This window comes from Halomonas sp. KX33721 (assembly GCF_001596805.1).
Taxonomy (GTDB): Bacteria; Pseudomonadota; Gammaproteobacteria; order Pseudomonadales; family Halomonadaceae; genus Vreelandella; species Vreelandella aquamarina.
In genome coordinates, this window is the sequence record NZ_LVIA01000037.1 from 1 (window position 1) to 21,161 (window position 21,161).

Annotated in this window: 15 protein-coding genes and 1 pseudogene; 5 read left to right on the plus strand and 11 right to left on the minus strand. The window is 57.1% G+C overall.

Features of this window, described 5'->3' with window-relative positions:
• Positions 1 to 392 precede the first annotated feature (392 nt).
• Positions 393 to 1,409 (minus strand): ketol-acid reductoisomerase, encoded by a 1,017-nt coding sequence (gene ilvC / locus A3220_RS13550; protein WP_062362822.1) that lies wholly within the window; start codon positions 1,407 to 1,409, stop codon positions 393 to 395.
• Positions 1,410 to 1,603: 194 nt separating this feature from the next.
• Between ilvC and ilvY the strand changes: the two genes are divergently transcribed.
• A complete protein-coding gene (gene ilvY, locus A3220_RS13555) occupies positions 1,604 to 2,491 on the plus strand; it encodes an HTH-type transcriptional activator IlvY (RefSeq protein WP_044630357.1) in 888 nt (295 codons plus the stop codon).
• Between the two features lie 94 nt (positions 2,492 to 2,585).
• Here ilvY and ilvN read toward each other — a convergent pair whose 3' ends face one another.
• The 5 genes from ilvN to rluD all read right to left on the minus strand — a co-directional run bounded on the left by ilvN (position 2,586) and on the right by rluD (position 9,679).
• On the minus strand, positions 2,586 to 3,077 hold the full coding sequence (gene ilvN, locus A3220_RS13560) for an acetolactate synthase small subunit (protein ID WP_054641407.1): 492 nt from the start codon (positions 3,075 to 3,077) through the stop codon (positions 2,586 to 2,588).
• Positions 3,077 to 4,801: an acetolactate synthase 3 large subunit gene (locus A3220_RS13565; RefSeq protein ID WP_062375314.1), complete on the minus strand. Its 1,725-nt coding sequence runs from the start codon at positions 4,799 to 4,801 to the stop codon at positions 3,077 to 3,079. Before A3220_RS13565 ends, ilvN begins: the two co-directional genes overlap by 1 nt.
• Before the next feature lie 459 nt (positions 4,802 to 5,260).
• Entirely contained in the window at positions 5,261 to 7,840 is a 2,580-nt protein-coding gene (gene clpB, locus A3220_RS13570) for an ATP-dependent chaperone ClpB (RefSeq protein WP_062375316.1), read from the minus strand.
• 127 nt (positions 7,841 to 7,967) lie between these two features.
• Positions 7,968 to 8,723, minus strand: coding sequence for a peptidoglycan editing factor PgeF (pgeF, locus tag A3220_RS13575; RefSeq protein WP_062375318.1), 756 nt, complete (start codon positions 8,721 to 8,723; stop codon positions 7,968 to 7,970).
• Positions 8,720 to 9,679, minus strand: coding sequence for a 23S rRNA pseudouridine(1911/1915/1917) synthase RluD (gene rluD / locus A3220_RS13580; RefSeq protein WP_062375320.1), 960 nt, complete (start codon positions 9,677 to 9,679; stop codon positions 8,720 to 8,722). Before rluD ends, pgeF begins: the two co-directional genes overlap by 4 nt.
• A 181-nt stretch (positions 9,680 to 9,860) precedes the next feature.
• Between rluD and A3220_RS13585 the strand changes: the two genes are divergently transcribed.
• Positions 9,861 to 10,673, plus strand: coding sequence for an outer membrane protein assembly factor BamD (locus A3220_RS13585; protein ID WP_062375322.1), 813 nt, complete (start codon positions 9,861 to 9,863; stop codon positions 10,671 to 10,673).
• Positions 10,674 to 10,912: 239 nt separating this feature from the next.
• Here the strand turns inward: A3220_RS13585 and A3220_RS13590 are convergent, their stop codons facing one another.
• Complete coding sequence (locus A3220_RS13590; protein ID WP_062375323.1) at positions 10,913 to 12,547, minus strand: NAD+ synthase; 1,635 nt, start codon at positions 12,545 to 12,547, stop codon at positions 10,913 to 10,915.
• Between the two features lie 179 nt (positions 12,548 to 12,726).
• Between A3220_RS13590 and A3220_RS13595 the strand changes: the two genes are divergently transcribed.
• Positions 12,727 to 12,990, plus strand: coding sequence for a PP0621 family protein (locus tag A3220_RS13595; RefSeq protein WP_044630349.1), 264 nt, complete (start codon positions 12,727 to 12,729; stop codon positions 12,988 to 12,990).
• A 13-nt stretch (positions 12,991 to 13,003) separates the two neighbouring features.
• Here the strand turns inward: A3220_RS13595 and thiO are convergent, their stop codons facing one another.
• Positions 13,004 to 14,101 (minus strand): glycine oxidase ThiO, encoded by a 1,098-nt coding sequence (gene thiO / locus A3220_RS13600; protein ID WP_044630348.1) that lies wholly within the window; start codon positions 14,099 to 14,101, stop codon positions 13,004 to 13,006.
• A 125-nt stretch (positions 14,102 to 14,226) separates the two neighbouring features.
• On the opposite strand from thiO, the gene A3220_RS13605 reads away from it, so the two are divergent.
• Positions 14,227 to 14,766 (plus strand): GspH/FimT family pseudopilin, encoded by a 540-nt coding sequence (locus tag A3220_RS13605; protein WP_062375325.1) that lies wholly within the window; start codon positions 14,227 to 14,229, stop codon positions 14,764 to 14,766.
• Between the two features lie 31 nt (positions 14,767 to 14,797).
• Here the strand turns inward: A3220_RS13605 and trxB are convergent, their stop codons facing one another.
• On the minus strand, positions 14,798 to 15,748 hold the full coding sequence (trxB, locus tag A3220_RS13610) for a thioredoxin-disulfide reductase (RefSeq protein ID WP_062362800.1): 951 nt from the start codon (positions 15,746 to 15,748) through the stop codon (positions 14,798 to 14,800).
• 225 nt (positions 15,749 to 15,973) lie between these two features.
• Here trxB and acnA point away from each other — a divergent pair, with 225 nt between their 5' ends.
• Entirely contained in the window at positions 15,974 to 18,721 is a 2,748-nt protein-coding gene (gene acnA / locus A3220_RS13615) for an aconitate hydratase AcnA (protein ID WP_062375327.1), read from the plus strand.
• 67 nt (positions 18,722 to 18,788) lie between these two features.
• Here the strand turns inward: acnA and A3220_RS13620 are convergent.
• Positions 18,789 to 20,467: pseudogene (locus A3220_RS13620) on the minus strand (NAD-dependent malic enzyme).
• Positions 20,468 to 20,588: 121 nt separating this feature from the next.
• Positions 20,589 to 21,161: RNA-guided endonuclease TnpB family protein (locus A3220_RS13625; RefSeq protein WP_164834393.1), on the minus strand; the 573-nt coding region annotated here is incomplete at its 5' end.

Sequence of the window (21,161 nt, forward strand, 5' to 3'; positions counted from 1 at the left end):
CCAGTGGCAGGCGAACAGGCCTCCCAGGGTAAGACGCGCGACCTTCCTCCCATCTACCCGCCGCATCTACTTCCACATCTTCTGGATAGCTATTGGGCTTCGAGTTTCATGGCCCTCTCGCCCAGATGTGGCTGCCTCATATGCGGTTCCTGTTCGTCGGGCCAGGAGTTTGCCTACAGCTTCCTTCAGATTCCGCCTCACGACGAACACCCTTGCTGTTCAGCTAACGGTTCCCGCTATCAGGGTCCGTAGGGGACTTTCACCCCCAAGTCATCCGGCCAACCACCACGGCGGACCGGATAGCGCCTAATTGGCGCTGCGCGCCATGCCTGGCGCACCACGAAAAACGCCCCGAGACAAAGCCTCGGGGCGTTAGCAAATCAGTGAATCGATTAGTTCTTGGACTTATCGACCAGCTGGTTGGCAGCAATCCACGGCATCATGCCGCGCAGCTTGGCACCTACCTGCTCGATTTCGTGCTCGGCATTCAGGCGACGACGTGCGGTCATGGACGGATAGTTAGTGTTGCCTTCCTGGATGAACATCTTGGCGTACTCGCCGGTCTGGATGCGCTTGAGTGCATTGCGCATTGCAGCGCGAGACTCGTCGTTGATCACCTCAGGGCCGGTCACGTACTCGCCGTACTCCGCATTGTTGGAGATGGAGTAGTTCATATTGGCGATGCCGCCTTCGTACATCAGGTCGACGATCAGCTTGAGCTCATGCAGACACTCGAAGTAAGCCATTTCCGGCGCATAGCCTGCTTCAGTCAGCGTCTCAAAGCCTGCTTTTACCAGCTCAACTGCGCCACCGCACAGTACCGCTTGCTCACCGAACAGATCGGTTTCGGTTTCGTCTTTGAAGGTTGTTTCGATAATACCGCTGCGGCCACCGCCAACGCCGGCTGCGTAGGAGAGCGCCAGCTCTTTAGCACTGCCAGACGCATCTTGATGAATAGCGATCAGATCAGGGATACCGCCGCCTTTTACGAACTCAGAGCGAACGGTGTGACCCGGCGCTTTCGGTGCGATCATGATCACGTCGAGGTCTTTGCGCGGCTCAATCTGGTTGTAGTGAATGTTGAAGCCGTGGGCGAACGCCAGCGTCGCGCCCTCTTTCAGGTTCGGCTCAACTTCCTGCTCGTAGATGGCTTTTTGGTTTTCGTCCGGCGCCAAGATCATCACCACGTCAGCGGTTTTGCACGCTTCCGGCACGCTCGCCACTTTTAAACCAGCCGCTTCTGCTTTCGCTGCAGAAGAGGAGCCTTTGCGCAGTGCGACAGTGACATCGACGCCAGACTCTTTCAGGTTGTTAGCATGCGCATGGCCCTGCGAACCATAGCCAACGATGGTAACTTTTTTGGCTTGGATCAGGGACAGGTCGCAATCTTTATCGTAATAAACGTGCATGGCGAGACTCCAGAAGTCGGTAATATCAAATTTTTATAGCGTATAGGTCAGCGTTAATGGCCACCCGTGCCGTCTTATGCAGCACTGGGATTCGGCGTTGAGGTCACTCTACGATAGAGCAGCCGTTGCGTAAAACGCTATGTTTGCAACATACTATTTCATATTATGAAATAACGCTTAGGGTGTCGGCCTTTATGGATTTTCGTCTACTCAAACACGTGGTCACCCTGGCCGACACACTGCATTTTGGCCGTGCCAGCGAGCTTTGCCACATTAGCCCATCGACGCTGAGCCGCTCTATTCAACAGGTAGAGAGCGAGCTAGGCACTCGACTATTCGAGCGCGATAACCGCCACGTAACGCTAACCCCTCAAGGCATCACGTTCCAACACTATGCCAAAGAGACGCTAGAGCAGTGGGAAACCCAAAAACGCACCTTGGCCGCCACCACAGCACAACTCAGCGGGGAGATCAGCATTTATTGCTCGGTCACGGCGAGCTACAGCTTTCTGTATGAATTACTCAGCGATGTACGTACACGCCACCCCGGCATTGAGCTAAAGCTGCATACTGGTGACCCCGCCGATGCGATGTCGCGAGTGCTGGAAGGCGCAGACGATATGGCGATTACTCCTCGCCCGCGTATTCCGCCTAGCGCGCTGGCCTTCAAGTCGCTGACCCGCTCGCCACTGCTGTTCATTGCACCCACCGAGCCCCACGCGTGGCTGCCGCCTCAACCAGAAAGCTCCACCGCAGAGCAGTGGCAGCACGTGCCGATGATTTTGTCGGAAGCAGGCCTCTCCAGGGAATACGCCAACACCTGGTTCAAAGCCATGGGTATTGCACCGCGCATTTACGCCCAGGTAGCCGGGCACGAAGCGATTGTGAGTATGGTCGGGCTTGGCTTCGGTGTGGGCGTTGTCCCCAAGATCGTGCTGGATAATAGCCCGCTGGCGGAACGGGTACAGGTACTTAACGTCAAACCGGAGCTGCCCCACTATGATGTCGGCCTCTGCGTGCTGAACCGACGGTTAAAAAACCCGATGATTGATGCGTTTTGGGCGGCGGTTAATCCACGTTAACGCACTATTTATCACTAAAGCACAGTACAAAAAAAGCCGCCCAGCGAATAATGGGCGGCTTTTAGCAATACAAGCACTACTGTAAAGCGAACCTTTACAAGGACAGTACTTTATCGCCCCGGGCAATACCGGATACCCCGGTACGCGCTACTTCGAGAATGCCCACCGGCGACATGGCCTGTAGGAAGGCATCCAGCTTTGAAGCGTCGCCGGTAATCTGCACCGTGTAGAGGCTAGGCGTCACGTCGACGATCTGCGCACGGAAGATATCCACCGTACGCTTAACTTCATCGCGGGCAGCGCCAAGCGCTTTCACCTTCACCAGCATCAGCTCACGCTCAATGTGGTTGCCTTCGGTGAGATCCACCAGCTTTACCACATCAATCAACTTATTGAGGTGCTTGGTGATCTGCTCAATCACCCGGTCGTCGCCGATGGTAGTTACCGTTAAGCGGGACAGCGACGGATCTTCCGTCGGTGCAACGTTTAGCGTTTCGATGTTGAAGTTACGCTGGGAGAACAACCCGACCACACGTGACAGCGCACCCGGTTCGTTTTCCATCAGAATCGAGATGATATGACGCATCAGGTACGCTCCGTTTTAGACAGCAGCATGTCACGCATAGCGCCCAGCGGCACCTGCATCGGGTAGACGTGCTCATGGGGGTCGACCTTCACGTCCAGGAAGACCAGCTCATGCTTGTTGGCAAACGCACGCTCAAGCGCCGGCTCCAACTCGTCTAGCGTCTTCACGGTGATCGCGGTGAACCCATATGCTTCAATCAGCATATGGAAGTCGGGCAGCGACTCCATATAAGAGTGCGCATGGCGAGACTTGTAGTTCAAATCCTGCCACTGGCGCACCATGCCGAGCGAAGCGTTGTTCAGGTTGACGATCTTGACGCCCACGCCGTACTGCTTACAGGTAGAGAGCTCCTGCATCATCATCTGGAAGCTACCCTCGCCGGTGACGCAGACCACATCGTCTTCCGGGAAGTTCTGCTTAATACCCATGGCGGCCGGGAAACCGAAGCCCATAGTGCCTAGCCCGCCGGAGGTGATCAGGCGATTCGGCTTATCGAACTTGTAGTACTGCGCCGCAAACATCTGGTGCTGACCCACGTCCGTGGTGACGTACGCTTCGCCACGGGTCACGCGGCACAGCGCTTCGATCACTTCTTGCGGTTTCAGCACTTCGCCGGGCTTGGAAGGCTCGTAGAGCTTTCCTTCGCGATCGGCACGCCAACCGTCGATCTTCTGCCACCAATCGGCCAGTGCTTCTGGATGCGCAATGGAGTGCCCCTGCACCAAGCTAATCATCTCGTTGATGACGCTGGACGCCGGGCCAACAATCGGCACGTCTGCACGCACAGTTTTGGATACTGAGCTTGGGTCGACATCCACGTGAATAATCTTCGCCGTTGGGCAGAACTTCGACGTGTTATTAGTCACTCGGTCATCGAAACGTGCGCCAATAGCAATGATCAGGTCAGCGTGGTGCATAGCCATGTTGGACTCATACGAGCCATGCATACCCAGCCAGCCCAAACACTGGCGGTCGCTTTGCGGGTACGCGCCAATGCCCATCAGCGTGGTGGTAATCGGGAAGCCAAGCTGCTTCACCAAGTCGGTCAAGCCTTCGCTTGCCTTGCCTGTTACCACACCGCCACCGGTATAGAACACTGGGCGCTTGGCCTTCAGCATCATCTCGACGGCTTTCTTGATTTGCCCGGTATGCCCACGGGTCACCGGATTGTAGGAGCGCAGTTTGACCTTCTTCGGGTACACGTACTCGTAGCGCTCGGTGGGCGCGGTCATGTCCTTGGGGATATCGACCACCACCGGGCCAGGACGACCAGTCGATGCCAGATAGAAGGCTTTTTTCAGCACTTCTGGGATTTCAGACGGGTGACGAATCGAGAAGCTGTGCTTCACGATAGGACGCGTCACGCCGACGATATCGGTTTCCTGGAAGGCGTCGTCACCAATCAAGTGGCTCATGACCTGGCCGCACAGAACAACCATGGGAATGGAGTCCATGTAGGCGGTCGCAATGCCAGTCACCGCGTTGGTAGCGCCGGGGCCAGAGGTCACCAGCACCACGCCGGGCTTGCCGGAGGCGCGGGCATAGCCGTCGGCAGCGTGAGTGGCTGCCTGTTCGTGCCGCACGAGGATGTGCTTCACTTTGTCTTGGCGGAACAGCGCATCGTAAATATGCAGCGCCGCACCACCGGGATAACCATAAATGTACTCGACGCCCTCATCTTGCAAGAAGCGGGCGATCATATCTGCGCCGGAAAGCAGTTCCACTGTGTTTCTCCCCTGGAGGTCTCGAGTGCGATCCGCAGGACATCCTGCGGGGTCGAGTGCGGCGGTATGCCGCTGCCGGCCCATGCCGGCACCTGATGCCAAACCCTGGCAATATGGCCCGGTTAGGGCCTGCACTCTCATCGGGAATGCTCATTTATGGCAACCATAAAGAGCGGTTCCCTTACACGGCGGTTTGCCGTGTCGGGGCGTTGGCCAGGTCAGGCGGTTAGCCTAAGCCCGGAAGTCCTTCGGCGGGTAGAGGCGTGAGCCTACCCTTCGCGCGGGGATCAGGGGTTGCCCGTTGGTTCCGCGCCCGCAAATCAGGAACCCACAAGATTCCATTAGCGCCCTTAGCCTGTCAACCTCCGATCCCTTCAAACGCAACAAAGGTCGCAGTAAGCGCAAAAAAATGCCCCGCCAGCGGTGCTGACGGGGCATTTGCCCTATTTCATTGCGCAATTAACTAAACACTAGTTCGCCTTCATTGGCGCTAATGTGAATGGTATCGCCTGGGGCATACTTGCCTGCCAGCAGATTTTGAGCCAGCGGGTTTTCAATGCGACTTTGAATGGCCCGCTTGAGTGGCCGCGCCCCAAACACAGGGTCAAAACCCACCACCGCTAGCTGCGCCATGGCATCGTCACTAATCTCCAGGCTCAGGTCGTGTTCCGCGAGCCGCCCTTTCAAGCGCTCTAACTGAATACCGGCAATGGCCTGAATCTGCTCTTGGCCTAGCGCATGAAACACCACCACTTCATCGATGCGGTTGATTAATTCTGGGCGGAAGTGATTACCCACTACCTCCATCACCGCGTTTTTCATCAGCTCGTAATCATTATCATCCCCGCCCATGCGCTGAATAATGTCTGAGCCCATGTTAGAGGTCATCACAATCACGGTGTTACGGAAGTCGACGGTACGACCCTGACCATCGGTTAAGCGGCCATCTTCCAGCACTTGCAGCAGAATGTTGAACACATCCGGGTGCGCTTTTTCCACCTCATCCAGCAGCAGCACCGAGTAGGGCTTGCGGCGCACTGCTTCGGTTAAGTAGCCACCCTCTTCATAGCCGACGTAGCCGGGAGGCGCGCCGATCAGGCGAGCCACGGAGTGCTTCTCCATAAACTCCGACATATCGATGCGCACCATGGCTTCTTCCGTATCGAACAGGAAGTTTGCCAGTGACTTACATAGTTCGGTTTTACCCACCCCGGTCGGGCCGAGGAACAGGAACGAGCCGTTAGGACGGTTGGGATCGGCAAGGCCAGCCCGCGAGCGCCGCACCGCATTGGCGACGGCCTCGACCGCCTCGTTCTGGCCGATGACGCGCTCGTGGAGGGCCTCTTCCATACGCAGCAGTTTATCCCGCTCGCCTTCCAGCATTTTAGAGACAGGAATGCCCGTCCAACGAGAGACCACTTCCGCAATCTCTTCTTCTGTGACGTTGGAGCGCAACAGCTGATGGCTGGCAGTATCGGCTTCGCCTTCTCCTGCTTCGCTGATCTTTTTCTCCAGCTCGGGAATCTTGCCGTACTGGATTTCCGACATGCGGCCCAAATCACCCTGACGACGCGCCTGCTCAAGGTCGATACGCGCTTGCTCGAGCTCCGCTTTGAACTGCGCGGCGCCTTGAATGCTGGCTTTTTCCGCCTTCCAGATCTCATCCAGGTCAGCGTATTCACGCTCTAAATCGTGAATCTGCTGATTGAGCGCTTCCAAGCGTTTTTTGGTCGCTTCGTCGGTCTCTTTCTTAAGCGCTTCACGCTCCATCTTGAGCTGGATCAAACGACGATCAAGGCGATCCATCTCTTCAGGCTTGGAGTCCAGCTCCATACGAATCCGCGAGGCGGCTTCATCGATCAGGTCGATGGCCTTATCCGGCAACTGGCGGTCGGTGATATAGCGCGTCGAGAGCTTGGCCGCTGCGATGATCGCAGAGTCGGTAATATCGACGCCGTGGTGCACCTCATAGCGCTCTTTCAGGCCACGCAGAATGGCCACGGTATCCGCTTCCGAGGGCTCGTCCACCAGCACTTTCTGGAAGCGCCGCTCCAGGGCCGCGTCTTTTTCGATGTACTGACGGTACTCATCCAGCGTGGTGGCCCCGACACAGTGCAGCTCGCCTCGGGCCAACGCCGGCTTGAGCATGTTGCCAGCGTCCATGGCGCCTTCCGCCTTGCCTGCACCCACCATGGTATGCAGCTCGTCGATGAACAGGATCACCCGGCCTTCTTCCTGGGAGAGCTCCTTAAGCACGGCTTTCAGGCGCTCTTCGAACTCACCGCGAAACTTGGCTCCGGCGAGCAGCGCGCCCATATCCAACGACAGCACGCGCTTCTCTTTCAAACCTTCGGGTACTTCACCGTTGACGATGCGCTGGGCCAAGCCCTCGACGATGGCGGTTTTACCTACACCAGGTTCGCCAATCAGCACCGGGTTGTTCTTGGTGCGACGCTGCAACACCTGAATCGTACGGCGGATTTCGTCATCGCGACCGATGACAGGGTCGAGCTTGCCGTCCAGCGCGCGCTGGGTGAGGTCCAATGTGTACTTATTCAGCGCTTCACGCTGATCTTCGGCGTTGGGGTCATCAACGCGGGAGCCGCCACGCAGGCTGTCGATGGCCGCCTCTAACGTTTTACGGCTGAGTCCAGCCTCTTTCATCAGCTTGGTGATGGCACTGTTCATCTCCAGCGCCGCCAGCAGCACCAGCTCGGAGGCGATGAATTGATCGCCGCGCTTTTGCGCTTCGCGGTCGGTCAGGTTCATCAGTTTGACGAAGTCACGCGATGGCTGCACTTCGCCATCGAATTGGCTGACTTTGGGTAGGTCATCCACTAGGCGCTGCAGACCGTCGCGCAGGCGTGAACTGCTGCCGTCGGCTTTCTCGATCAGTGCTTTGATGCCGGTTTCTTTGGTATCAATCAGCGCCAGCAGCAGATGCGCGGGATCTAACTGGTTGTGGCCTTGGCCCACAGCGAGGGATTGTGCCTCAGCAATGGCGGCCTGTAATTTGGCAGTGAATTTATCGAATCGCATGGTATGCCTCCTGGGGATGCCGTGCGTTTGGCCCCACGGCGCTTCCCGATAACCTGTCGTTGAACGTGCTAAAGTCGATTAGCTTGACAAGTTAAATGGCGTCATATCCTCGTATTTCAAGTGACCCTTATTTGATCCAGATCACGCTTGCCATGCGACCGGTATTGCCGTTGTCACGGCGGTAGGAGTAGAAGCGCGACTCACAGGCGGTACAGAAGTGCCCGCCGCTAATGTGGTGAATACCTAATGCCTCTAGGCGAAAGCGCGCTAGCCGATACAAATCAGCCATATAGTGGCCAAGCCGATAAGGGCTGTGATCAAAAGCATCGGCGGTATCAGGATGTACCGCGACAAAAGCGCCGTACACTTCCGGGCCCACTTCAAACTGCGCGTTAGAAATCGCCGGGCCTAGCCATACCAGAATGTCGTTCGGGTCGCAGTTCATCGCGGCCACCGTAGCTTCCAGCACGCCACCTGCTAGGCCACGCCAACCCGCATGAGCAACCGCCACCTGGGTGCCTTGTCGGTTGCAGAGCAGCACCGGCAAACAGTCTGCGGTGAGAACGACACAAGCGTACTCGCTGCTGCTGGCAAGAGCAGCATCCGCTTCCGGCGTGTCACTCTGATACTCCTGCTGCACCCGCGCACCGTGGGTTTGGTTTAGCCACAGCAGCGGGCGTTCATCGCCGATCTCTTTGTGTAGCAACCGTCGGCACAGTGCAACATGATCGGCATTGTCCCCAACGTGAGCGGCCGGATTGAACGCCGCAAAGTCATTCTGACTCGGCCCCGTTTCACGCGTGGTCACAAAAGCTCGCACATTGGCGGGCGCCGGCCAGTCCGGTAGCAGTAGCGTCGGGCGCAGGTCAATGGCATCGCTCATCGCATGGTCTCGCTATCTTCGCGCAGGTAGTCCAATAACATTAGTAGATCATCGGGCAAGTCGGCTTGAAAAGTGAGGGTTTCGCCACTAACGGGATGCACAAAACTCAGCTTGCGAGCATGCAGCGCTTGGCGAGGAAACTCGCGCAAAATCTCTTTTAACGGCCCGGCAGCCCCCGGCGGAAGTTTGGCACGGCCACTGTAGAGCGGGTCGCCAATCAACGGATAGCGGGCGTGGGCCATATGCACACGGATTTGGTGGGTGCGACCGGTTTCTAGCTGGCAGCGTACGTGGGTGTGAGCACGAAAGCGCTCTACCACGCGAAAATGCGTCACGGCGGGTTTGCCGGACGCCGTGACCGCTTGGCGTTTACGGTCTTTCGGGTGCCGACCAATCGGCGCATCAATGGTACTGCCCGCCACGGGTTTGCCAATCACCACCGCATCGTATTGACGCGAAACGGTACGCGCCTGAAGCTGCTCCACCAGCACTGTTTGAGCTGGCAGGGTTTTGGCGACCATCATCAGCCCGGTAGTATCTTTATCCAAACGGTGGACGATCCCCGCGCGCGGCACCTCCGCCAGTGCCGGATGATGATGCAGAAGAGCGTTTAACAGAGTGCCATCTGGGTTACCCGCGGCCGGATGAACGACCATACCTGCCGCCTTATTAATAACAATCACGGCCTCGTCTTCATAGACGATATCCAACGCAATGTTCTGGGGCTCAAAACGCGTATCCTCTTCAATGGTCGCGTTGAGCGCCAGCACTTCATGGCCGTGCAGCTTGGCTTTGGGTTTTACTTTGACCCCATCGACGGTGAGCTCACCGGCGTTGATCCACGCTTTCAAGCGCTCGCGGGAGTAATCGCTGAACAACTCCGCCGCCGCTTGGTCCAAGCGTGCACCAGCTAATGATGCGGGCACCCGCTGCGTGGCTTCAACAATACGAGACATGAATAACCTCTCTAAGACGCTAACCGCCCAACTACGTCACATAATACGCTTAACGTGTCGCTAAACCTGCGTTTTGCGTCTAGGTGTTTTATAGTGGGCTAACTGCGACCTATTCTACCATTTCTACTTATGGCCATCGTCGCTTTTCGGTGATTGAGGCTTGTTTGCAACGAGGATGATGATGCGCGTTTTTTCCGCTGCCCACCGCTTTGGCGCCCTAGCCTTGAGCCTTGCCCTTCTCGCAGGCTGCGCCAGCAACGACACGACCCCGGAAGAGGAAGACGAGTTTGCGGGGGTCCAAGAGCGCGAGCTATATGAGCTGGCACGCACCGCGCTCGATAGCAACCGCTTCCCGATTGCTATCGAGCGCCTTGAAGCGCTGGATACCCGTTATCCGTTTGGCCCTCACGCCGAACAGGCTCAGCTCGAACTGATTTACGCCTACTACGAAAACAGCAACTGGGAAGAGGCGCGCGCTGCCGCTAGCCGCTTTATCCGCCTGCACCCAGACCACCCCCAGGTGGACTACGCCTACTACCTGCGCGGGCTGTCCGCTTGGCAGGCAGGCCGTTTTAGCCTAGAGCGCCTGCGCTTGATCGACATTTCCAAGCGCGACCTGGGCGCCTCGCGGGATGCCTACAACGATTTCCGCGAACTGATTCAGCGCTTCCCGCAGAGCCAGTACGCGCCGGATGCCCAGCAGCGCATTGTCTATCTGCGTGAGCTATTAGCCCGCCATGAACTGCATGTGGCTGACTACTACCTGCGCCGCGGTGCTTTCTTGGCCGCCGTTGAGCGGGGCCGCTGGGTCATCGAAAATTACCCAGAGTCCAGCGCCACCCGTGATGCGCTAGCCACGATGGTGGAGGGCTATCAAGGCTTAGGCATGGACGACCGCGCCCGCGAGGTGCTCACCGTGCTGCGCGAAAACGCGCCAGATCACGAGCAGCTTCAAAACGGCCGCTTTACGCCCAAACATGGCAACAGCGATTAAGCGTTGAATCAGGCCACTAGCGGCCGCCACGTTTAAGCTGTACAACCCATGCATCAATAAAACCACGCTTCGGCGTGGTTTTATTGCGTTCATGCCTAATAAAACTTATTTAACAAAAACTTATCAAAGCCTAAGCGGTGCCTCGCCCCACAAGCTGAAGCTTGAGCTAACCGAAAGCACCGTGATTGGAAAAGTTTGGCCCCTCCTCCGGTACTGTCTTAAGCCAGTGAGCGCTTACATTAATCCCCAGGCTGCCAGCCATTCACAATGGGGTAGCGACGGTCACGCCCGAAACCACGCGGCGTGACCCGCACTCCAACAGGGGCCTGGCGACGCTTGTATTCGCAGCGATCCACCAGCTTGACGACTTTATAGACATCCTCTTCCTCAAAGCCTGCCGCAATAATCGACTCGGCGCTCATATCCCCTTCGATGTAGCGGACCAAAATGGCGTCCAGCACATCGTAGTCGGGTAGCGAGTCGCTATCCTGCTGATCAGGGGCGAGCTCAGCGCTAGGCGGGCGCTCAATCACCCGCTCGGGAATCGCCGGAGACTGGGTGTTGCGCCAGCGTGCCAAACGGTAGACCCAGGTTTTATACACATCTTTAAGCGCGTTGTAGCCACCCACCATATCGCCATACAGGGTAGCGTAACCCACTGCCATTTCGCTCTTGTTGCCAGTGGTCAGCACCATCAGGCCTTTCTTATTGGAAATGGCCATTAACAGCACACCACGACAGCGCGACTGCAGGTTCTCTTCGGTAGTATCTCGCTCGGTGCCAGCAAAGCTTTCTGCCAAGGTGCCCATAAAGGCTTCCACCATCGGCTCGATGGGCATCACGTCATAGTGCACCCCCAGCAGGTTCGCCTGCTCGGCGGCATCCTGTTTGGAGATATCCGCCGTGTAGTGGTAAGGCATCATCACCGCCTGCACCCGCTGCGGCCCCAACGCATCCACCGCAATGGCCAGCGAGAGAGCAGAATCTATCCCACCAGAAAGCCCCAACACGACGCCCTTGAACCCGCTTTTATTGACGTAGTCGCGCAGGCCGGTCACCAACGCGCAGTAGAGGCTCTCTTCCGGCTCGACGTCGGGTTCAATCTCTCCCGCTTGGGGCTCCCAGGTATCCGCGCTGGTTTGCAGCAACTGGATGGGCATCAAGCCCGCCTGCCAATAGGGTGCCAGCACCTTTAACTGCCCACTGGCATCCACACAGCTAGAACCACCATCAAACACCAGCTCATCCTGGCCGCCGATGGTGTTGACGTAAACAATCGGCCGCTGCACTTCTTGGGCACGCTGCTCTAAAAGGCGCAGCCGCTCGGCGGGCTTATCCTGGTGGTAGGGCGAGGCATTCAGGCTAATCAGCACTTCTGCCCCGGCTTCCCGAGCCGCTTTTACCGGCGCGCCTTCCCATAAATCTTCACAAATCAGCAGGCCAAGCTTGGCGCCTTTATGTTCGTACACCAGCGGCTCAGTGCCAGGGGTAAAGTAGCGCTGCTCGTCAAACACTTGGTAGTTGGGCAGCGCCTGCTTGGCGTACTCCGCTTCCCACTGGCCGTTGTACAGCACACCCGCCAGGTTATAGCACTTGCCTTCACGCACGCCGGGGTAGCCAATAATCACCAACACATCACGGGCAATTTTTTCGGCCATTTTGGCACGAGCTTCCCGCAGGCGGGTTTCCATGGAGGGGCGCAGCAGCAAATCTTCCGGCGGGTAACCGGATAAAAAAAGCTCAGGGAAGACAACAATATCCGCCCCATGCTCAATCCTCGCTTCTCGCACAGCCTCAATGGCACGCGCGGCATTGCCGGGAATATCTCCCACCAGAGGGTCGAGTTGGGCCATTACCAGCGTTAAGTCTTGCATGGGCGTTAAAATCTCTTGAGAATCTTCGGAATACGGTGGCATCTATATAGTAGATGCATTGTCCCGCAAGGCATGCCAAGTGGCAAAGGCCACACAGCACTAAGAGGGCTGAAAGCAACGAAAGTCTTGCCGCCAGTCACGCCTTGTAACCGCCTTTCCCACTTGGGGAGCCATTGAGGATGAATCTATTGATCATTCGGTTGATTATTTTTGCCGTGCTGCTGTATGCAGGCCTAAAGCTGTACGGTATTTACCGCCAACATAAACTGAGCCACCAGCAGCAAACGCCTCCCCGCCATGAGGGCGGCAATATGGTGCGCTGTCGCTGGTGTGATGTTCACGTACCGGAAAACGAGGCGCTGCGCGATGCGGAACAGTGGTTCTGCTGTAGCGCGCATCGTGACCGTTTTTTGCAGGAGCAGGAAGACAGCAGCAATCGCTAAGCCTCCCCCGCCTTTACGCCAAACGCGCAGCCGTTGGCTGATAAGGCGCAGGATCCATCAGCGGCTTACGCCCCAGCAGCTGGTCTACCAGCAGGTGGGTCGAAGCAGGCGCCAGCACTAAGCCGTTACGGTAGTGCCCGGCATTAATAAACACATTCGGAAAATCGGGCAGTGCGCCAATAAACGGTATGCCTTCTGGCGAGCCGGGGCGCAGGCCCGCCCAATGGTGAGCTACGGGGCAATCTGCCAGCGCGGGGATAATATTCTCCGCGCTCCGCTTGAGCGAGACCAACGCCTCTTCATCAGTGGCTTTATCGAAGCCCGCCTCTTCCAGGGTCGAACCTACCAGCAGCAGCCCGTCGCTACGGGGAATCACATAGCGACCATCCTTTAGCACGACACGTTGCACTAACCCTGGGGGCGCTTGATAAGCAATCATCTGCCCTTTAACGGGGCGCACCGGCAGGCGCACGTTCAAACCCTCTAGCAACTGGGCCGCCCAAGCACCGCCGCATACCACCAACTGCTCGGCCAGCTGCTCGCCTTGGTTGGTATCAACACCCACCACGCGGCCTTGGCGCTGAATAAACCCCTGCACGCTGCACTGCTCTATGAGTGTGACGTTGGGCATAGCGGCTAAGCGCGCCCGTAGCGCTTGGCCCAAGCGCGGGTTGCGCACGCTGCCCAGAGTGGGCATCCAGAGCGCACTGCCTCCCGGTGCGGCTGCCTCTGGCTCTTTTTGATGCACAAAAGCGGCATCTACCCGCTCCAACGGTTTGCCTAACTGGCGTGCCCAGTGCAGTGCCGCATCATCGTCATCCACGTTTAAGTAGAGCAAGCCCTTTTGGCGATACTCCGGGTCGATGCCGGTCTCTTCCAGCAGGCGCAGTGCCAGCGTCGGATAGACACCCTCCGACCAGCGGGAAAGTTGCGATACTGGCTCGCCGTACCGCCATGGGTAGAGCGGCGACACAATACCCCCGCCTGCCCAAGAAGCCTCTTTCCCACATGCCCCACGCTCCACCAGCGTGATATTCTGACCTGCATCTGCCAGTTGCAGCGCGGTCATCATACCAATAACACCACCGCCTATAATTAAGAAATCGCTCACAAATATTGCCCACTATTGCTAATAGAGTCGCTAAAAGAGCCGCTAACAGAGTACCAGCGCATTGGCGGCATAAAGAGAATGAGCATAGTGATGCGTTTCAACAGGTCAAGCTACTGAGAGAGACTATGGCACAGCCTCACCACATCGCTAGGCGAAACAACACGGGCTTTACACTGCTTGAGTTGCTGGTGGCACTCGCCTTAATGGGCATGCTGGCGGCCTGGGGTTTGCCCAACTTTCAGGCACTAGGCGAGCGTTCTGCAGTCATCAGCGAGGTGAATCGGCTACAGACAATCCTTACTCTGGCACGCAATACCGCGATTACCCGGCAGAGCGATATAACAGTCTGCCCGGCTAACGAAGGGAAAAACGCCTGTTCAGATGACTGGAACAACCCTGTCATTATTGTCCAAGGAGACAAAACGACGAGCATCATTAGTGACCAAGATATTGTGCGCGTCTTCGCACCCACTAAAGGCGTTCACGTTACTAAGAATGGCCACTCAAGAATAAAATATAACCCAATGGGACACGTCGGGGGCTTTAACAGTACCTACACCATTTGCCCTAGCAATGATCAAACAACATCTTCAGGGGCAGAGCTCGTTGTAAGTACCTTAGGACGCGCGAGAGTGGGAGAAGATCCCATTAGCTGTGCTGACTAATGAGATCTTCTAGCAACAAACGTATGCCGAGTTAAGCAATACCGTCTAAATAGCGTTCAGCATCCAGCGCCGCCATGCAGCCGCTGCCTGCTGAGGTAATCGCCTGGCGATAGATATGATCCATCACATCGCCACAGGCAAATACACCCGGCACGCTGGTCGCCGTTGCGTTACCTTCACTGCCCGATTTCACTTTGATATACCCGCCGTTCATTTCCAGCTGGCCTTCAAAGATGCCGGTGTTGGGGCTATGGCCGATAGCGATAAACAGCCCCGGCGCATGGATCTCTTTGGTGGAGCCATCTTTGGTAGATTTCACCCGCACGCCGGTCACGCCGGTGTTGTCGCCCAGCACTTCCTCTACTTCGTAGAACCATTCCAAAGCAATCTTTCCCGCCTCGGCTTTCTCGAAGAGTTTGTCTTGCAGAATTTTTTCGGCGCGTAGGGTATCGCGGCGGTGTACCAGCGTCACCTTAGAAGCGATATTGGAAAGGTACAGCGCTTCTTCCACGGCGGTGTTGCCCCCGCCTACAACAATCACTTCCTGGTTGCGATAGAAAAAGCCATCGCAAGTGGCGCAGGCAGAAACACCCTGACCCATAAACTGCTGCTCAGTGGGCAGCCCCAAGTAGCGTGCGCTGGCACCGGTCGCAATGATCAGCGCATCGCAGGTATAAGTACCGCTATCGCCTTTTAAAGTGTACGGCTTTTCACCTAAGCTGACTTCATTGATATGATCAAACAGCACTTCGGTATTAAACCGCTCGGCATGCTGCTTCATGCGCTCCATCAGCTCGGGGCCTTGGACGCCTTCGGCATCGCCGGGCCAGTTATCTACATCGGTTGTAGTGGTCAATTGGCCACCTGCCTGCATACCGGTAATCAGCAGCGGCTTTAAGTTAGCCCGTGCTGCATACACCGCTGCGGTATACCCTGCAGGGCCGGAACCAAGAATAATCAAACGTTCATGACGCGTTTCCATGACACCACCTTTGTCACAATATTGAGCAAATAACGTTGCTAGAGAGTCTGCCTGAAATGGCGCCAAGTACAAGCTATTACAAGGGTTAGTCTACGCTATTAGGCAAAGATGCCTTGAAACTCTATGGTGAAACACCCATGTGCTATTAATAAGCCATACTATTGATTCGCCATACCAAGAAAAGAGTGACCGTCGCGTAACGCCAAGCAATCAGAGGAGAAAGCCATGAGCAAAATACCCGATACGCAGCATACGTTAGAGGTAGGCAACCAGACGTACCACTATTACAGCCTGCCCAAAGCCGCTGAAGCCCTTGGCAATATCGACCGGCTACCCAAGACGCTCAAAATCCTGCTCGAAAACCAGCTACGCTTCGCTGACGATGAAAGCGTCGACCAGGAAGACATGCAGGCCCTGGTAGATTGGCAGAAAGAGGGTAAATCCAGCCGTGAAATAGGCTACCGGCCAGCGCGGGTATTGATGCAAGACTTTACCGGTGTGCCTGGCGTGGTCGACCTCGCCTCCATGCGCGCGGCGGTGGAAAAACTGGGCGAGGACCCCGCCCGTATCAATCCGCTCTCTCCAGTGGACTTGGTGATCGACCACTCGGTGATGGTCGATAAGTTCGGTCATCCGACGGCGTTCCAAGAAAACGTCGATATCGAAATGCAGCGCAACGGCGAACGCTACGAATTCCTGCGCTGGGGCCAGAAAGCCTTTGATAACTTCAGCGTTGTACCGCCCGGAACCGGTATTTGCCACCAGGTGAACCTAGAGTACCTGGGCCGCACGGTATGGACCAAAGAGGAAGATGGCAAAACCTTTGCCTACCCCGACACGCTGGTAGGCACCGACTCCCACACCACCATGATTAACGGTCTCGGCGTACTGGGCTGGGGCGTGGGCGGTATCGAAGCCGAGGCCGCCATGCTGGGTCAGCCGGTTTCCATGCTGATTCCCGAGGTGATTGGCTTCAAGCTGACTGGCAAGCTGCAGGAAGGCATTACCGCCACCGACCTCGTGCTGACCGTCACCGAAATGCTGCGCAAAAAAGGCGTGGTAGGTAAGTTCGTCGAGTTTTACGGCGATGGCCTGAAAGACCTGCCGCTGGCGGACCGCGCCACCATTGCCAACATGGCCCCGGAATACGGCGCCACCTGCGGCTTCTTCCCGGTGGATGACGAAACGCTCAACTACCTGCGCTTAACCGGTCGCGAAGATAGCCAGATCGCGTTGGTTGAGGCTTACAGCAAAGCCCAAGGCCTGTGGCGTGAGCCGGGTGACGAGCCTGTGTTCACTGACACACTCAGCTTGGATATGAACGAGGTAGAAGCAAGCCTTGCAGGCCCCAAACGCCCGCAGGACCGCGTTGCCCTGAAAGATATGGCCAGCGCCTTTAACAAAGTCATGGAAGAGGACGGCAAAGCACTCCCCACCACCGAGAAGGGCAAACTTGTTTCGGAAGGTGGCCAAACAGCGGTGGGTATTGAGCGTAGCTACGAGCACGACTTCAAACACAGTGATAGCCAGTCCGTCACCATGGGCGAGCAGGACTTCAGCCTTGACCCCGGCGCGGTAGTCATCGCCGCCATTACTTCGTGCACCAACACCTCCAACCCCAGCGTAATGATGGCGGCAGGCCTGCTGGCCCGCAACGCCCGCGAAAAAGGCTTGACCACCAAGCCTTGGGTAAAAACATCGTTGGCCCCCGGCTCTAAAGTCGTCACCGACTATCTCGCCGCCGCCAATCTTAACGATGACCTAGACGCCCTAGGCTTCAACCTAGTGGGCTACGGCTGCACTACCTGTATCGGTAACTCTGGGCCACTGCCGGAAGAGATTGAAAAAGCCATCAACAACGGCGACCTCACCGTGGCCTCGGTGCTGTCGGGCAACCGCAACTTCGAAGGCCGCGTTCACCCACTGGTCAAAACCAACTGGCTGGCCTCGCCACCCCTGGTCGTTGCCTATGCACTGGCGGGCAACGTGCAGTGCAACCTAACCACCGACCCGCTCGGCCAGGACAGCGACGGCAACCCGGTGTATCTGAAAGACATCTGGCCTTCGCAGGCGGATATCGCCAGTGCCGTCGAGAAGGTGAACACCGAGATGTTCCGCAAGGAGTACGGTGCCGTCTTCGAAGGCGATGAGACGTGGAAAGCCATCAAAGTGCCGGAGGGTAAGGTCTACGAGTGGCCGGAATCGACCTATATTCAGCACCCGCCCTTCTTTGAAGGCATGCAGCGGGAGCCAGACGCCATCGAGGACGTGAAGAACGCCCGCATACTGGCGATACTGGGTGACTCCGTCACCACCGACCATATCTCGCCTGCTGGCTCTATCAAGCCGGATAGCCCCGCCGGGCGCTACCTGCAAGAGCACGGCGTGAAGCCGATCGACTTCAACTCCTACGGCTCACGCCGGGGTAACCATGAAGTGATGATGCGCGGCACCTTCGCCAACGTGCGCATCAAAAACGAGATGCTCGACGGCGTGGTAGGCGGTGAAACCCGCCACGTGCCGAGCGGCGAGCAGATGGCGATTTACGATGCCGCCATGAAATATAAAGAGGAAGGCACGCCGCTGGTGGTGATTGCTGGTAAGGAGTACGGCACCGGCTCCTCGCGGGATTGGGCTGCCAAAGGCACCCGTTTGCTAGGCGTGCGCGCAGTCATTGCCGAATCCTTCGAGCGTATCCACCGCTCTAACCTGATCGGTATGGGCGTGGTGCCGCTACAGTTCCCGGAAGGCGAAAGCCGTGAAAGCTTAGGGTTAACAGGGGATGAGGAGATCTCGATTGCCGGTTTGAGCGACCTAAGCCCCGGCGGCACCGTTCAAGTCGTGATTAAAAATAGCGACGGGGAACGTACCGTTGATGCCAAGTGCCGAATTGATACCGCCAATGAGCTGGCGTACTACCGCCACGGTGGTATCCTTCACTACGTGCTGCGCAAGATGATCGGCGCAGCCTAGAGGTACGACCTCCCAATGCTTGCATAGCCCCCACCTCGGTGGGGGCTTTTTTTGCCAGCGCGCCTGTTTAGAAGGCGCGACGACGATAGAAGCGGTACTCCGGCGACCAGCAAGCTTTTTCGATACGCTCGCGCAGCGCTGTACCACTGGTTTTCAACGCAACACCGTTCTGCTGGGCTTGTGCGGCCACCTCAAAAGCAATCGACTTGCTGATATCACGAATCCGCGACAGTGGCGGCAGCAGCGCGCCTTTGCCCTCTTTCACCAGCGGTGCTTCACGCGCCAACGCCCGCGAGGCGCTCATCAGCATCTCATCGGTAACGCGGTTAGCGTTCGCGGCAATCACTCCCAAGCCAATGCCGGGGAAGATATAAGCGTTGTTGCACTGGGCAATCGGATAGGTGCGGCCGTTATAGACCACCGGTGCGAACGGGCTACCGGTGGCTACCAGCGCTTGACCATCGGTCCAACGAATCACATCCTCTGGCACCGCTTCCGCCTGGGAGGTGGGGTTCGAGAGCGGCATAATCACCGGATGCTCGCAGCCTGCGTGCATGGTACGTACCACCTGCTCGGTGAAGATACCGCGCTGGCCACATACGCCAATCAAGATCGTCGGTTTGATTTGGGCAATGGTCTCTTCCAAGCCCTGGCCGTTCCACTCCGCCACTAGCGAAGAGTCATGGGCCAAACGGCGCTGGAAATCCCGCTGCCACGTTTGATCCGTGGTCATCAAACCGTCACGGTCGACGATAAAGATGCGCGCCCGCGCTTCCGCTTCGGTCAGGCCTTCCGCTTCCATGGCGACCACGACCTGCTCGGCGATACCACAACCGGCAGAGCCACCGCCAACAAACACCACACGCTGCTGGGCAATGGTTTCTTCGCGGGCCTGGCAGGCCGCCATCAGCGTACCTACCACCACAGAGGCCGTGCCCTGCACGTCATCGTTGAAGCAGCACAGTTCGTTACGGTAGCGCTCCAACAGCGGCACGGCGTTAGCTGGGCAAAATCTTCAAACTGCAGCAGCACATTCGGCCAGCGGCGCTTCACGGCAGCAATAAACTCCGCCATAAAAGCATCGTACTCTTCCTGGCCTACCCGTTCATGGCGCCAGCCCATGTACATCGGGTCATCCAGCAGCGCTTGGTTATTGGTGCCTACGTCGATCATGATCGGCAGCGTATAGGCTGGGCTAATCCCGCCGCAAGCGGTGTAGAGCGCCAGCTTACCGATAGGAATGCCCATGCCACCGATACCCTGGTCACCAAGGCCGAGAATCCGCTCGCCATCGGTCACCACGATCACTTTCACGTTATCTTTGGTGGCGCTACGCAGGATATCGTCCATATGCTCGCGGTCCGGGTAGCTGATAAACAGCCCCCGGTGATTGCGGTAGATATTGGAGAACTCCTGGCACGCCTGGCCAACCGTCGGCGTGTAGATAATCGGCAGCATCTCTTCCAGATGCTCAGAGACGAGACGGAAATAGAGCGTTTCGTTGTCATCCTGAATGGCACGAAGGTGAATATGGCGCTCTAAATCGCTATGGCACTGCTGGTACTGGCGGTAAACACGCTCAAGCTGATCATCAATGGTTTCGACTTTTTGTGGCAACAAGCCTATCAGGTTAAACGCTAGCCGCTCCTCCTGAGTAAACGCGCTGCCTTTGTTCAATAGCGGCATTTCAAGCAGCGAAGGACCGGCGTAAGGAATGTACAGGGGGCGTTTACTCGTCGTAGACATAGGCACTCTCTTTTTATGTCAATTGCTGTTGCAATGCAGCAACGCTGGGCGTTGTCGGCGTTTGAGCGTAATGTAACATGCTAGTACGACAAAGGTGGCAGAGACTTGACGTCCTCCCCGCCTAAAGGACGGGGATTCCAACTTCTTGAGGGCAACGTCCTGCCCCGAGACTGAGGATATTCCGGGCCGCATTCACGTCCCGGTCGTGGAGTACACCACACTCCACGCACTCCCAGCCCCTTACTCGCAACCCGTTGACGCCCGGCGGCCCGCTAAGCGAGCCGCACGACGAACAGGCGCGGGTGGTGTTGGTTTCGCGAACGACCTTGAAGACGATGCCTGCGTGAGCGCATTTATATTCCAGCATCGTTTTCAGTTGTGACCAGCCAGCGTCGTAGACGCTTTTGGCCATCTTGGTCTTCGCGAGCTTGGTTGAGGAAACATCGCCCACGACGATTTCGCCGTACTGGTTGACGAGTTTCCGGGAAAACTTGTGCTGCGCGTCCTGGCGACGGTTCTTGATCTTGGCGTGAATAGCTTTTACCCGCCGCTTGTTGCGGGCACGTTGGGCTGTCGCCAACTGGTCTTCCATGCGGCGGTAGAAGCGGCTGTTTTCCAGCCTTCCTCCATCGCTACAGGTGGCCACATCCTTGAGCCCAAGGTCGATGCCAACGGCGCCCTGCCCAAGCGTCGG

Bases quoted from the DNA above. Each gene is read 5' to 3' on its own strand.
- ilvC (WP_062362822.1), bottom strand. From the start codon at position 1,409: ATGCACGTTTATTACGATAAAGATTGCGACCTGTCCCTGATCCAAGCC.
- ilvY (WP_044630357.1), top strand. From the start codon at position 1,604: ATGGATTTTCGTCTACTCAAACACGTGGTCACCCTGGCCGACACACTG.
- ilvN (WP_054641407.1), bottom strand. From the start codon at position 3,077: ATGCGTCATATCATCTCGATTCTGATGGAAAACGAACCGGGTGCGCTG.
- clpB (WP_062375316.1), bottom strand. From the start codon at position 7,840: ATGCGATTCGATAAATTCACTGCCAAATTACAGGCCGCCATTGCTGAG.
- pgeF (WP_062375318.1), bottom strand. From the start codon at position 8,723: ATGAGCGATGCCATTGACCTGCGCCCGACGCTACTGCTACCGGACTGG.
- rluD (WP_062375320.1), bottom strand. From the start codon at position 9,679: ATGTCTCGTATTGTTGAAGCCACGCAGCGGGTGCCCGCATCATTAGCT.
- A3220_RS13585 (WP_062375322.1), top strand. From the start codon at position 9,861: ATGCGCGTTTTTTCCGCTGCCCACCGCTTTGGCGCCCTAGCCTTGAGC.
- A3220_RS13590 (WP_062375323.1), bottom strand. From the start codon at position 12,547: ATGCAAGACTTAACGCTGGTAATGGCCCAACTCGACCCTCTGGTGGGA.
- A3220_RS13595 (WP_044630349.1), top strand. From the start codon at position 12,727: ATGAATCTATTGATCATTCGGTTGATTATTTTTGCCGTGCTGCTGTAT.
- A3220_RS13605 (WP_062375325.1), top strand. From the start codon at position 14,227: ATGGCACAGCCTCACCACATCGCTAGGCGAAACAACACGGGCTTTACA.
- trxB (WP_062362800.1), bottom strand. From the start codon at position 15,748: ATGGAAACGCGTCATGAACGTTTGATTATTCTTGGTTCCGGCCCTGCA.
- acnA (WP_062375327.1), top strand. From the start codon at position 15,974: ATGAGCAAAATACCCGATACGCAGCATACGTTAGAGGTAGGCAACCAG.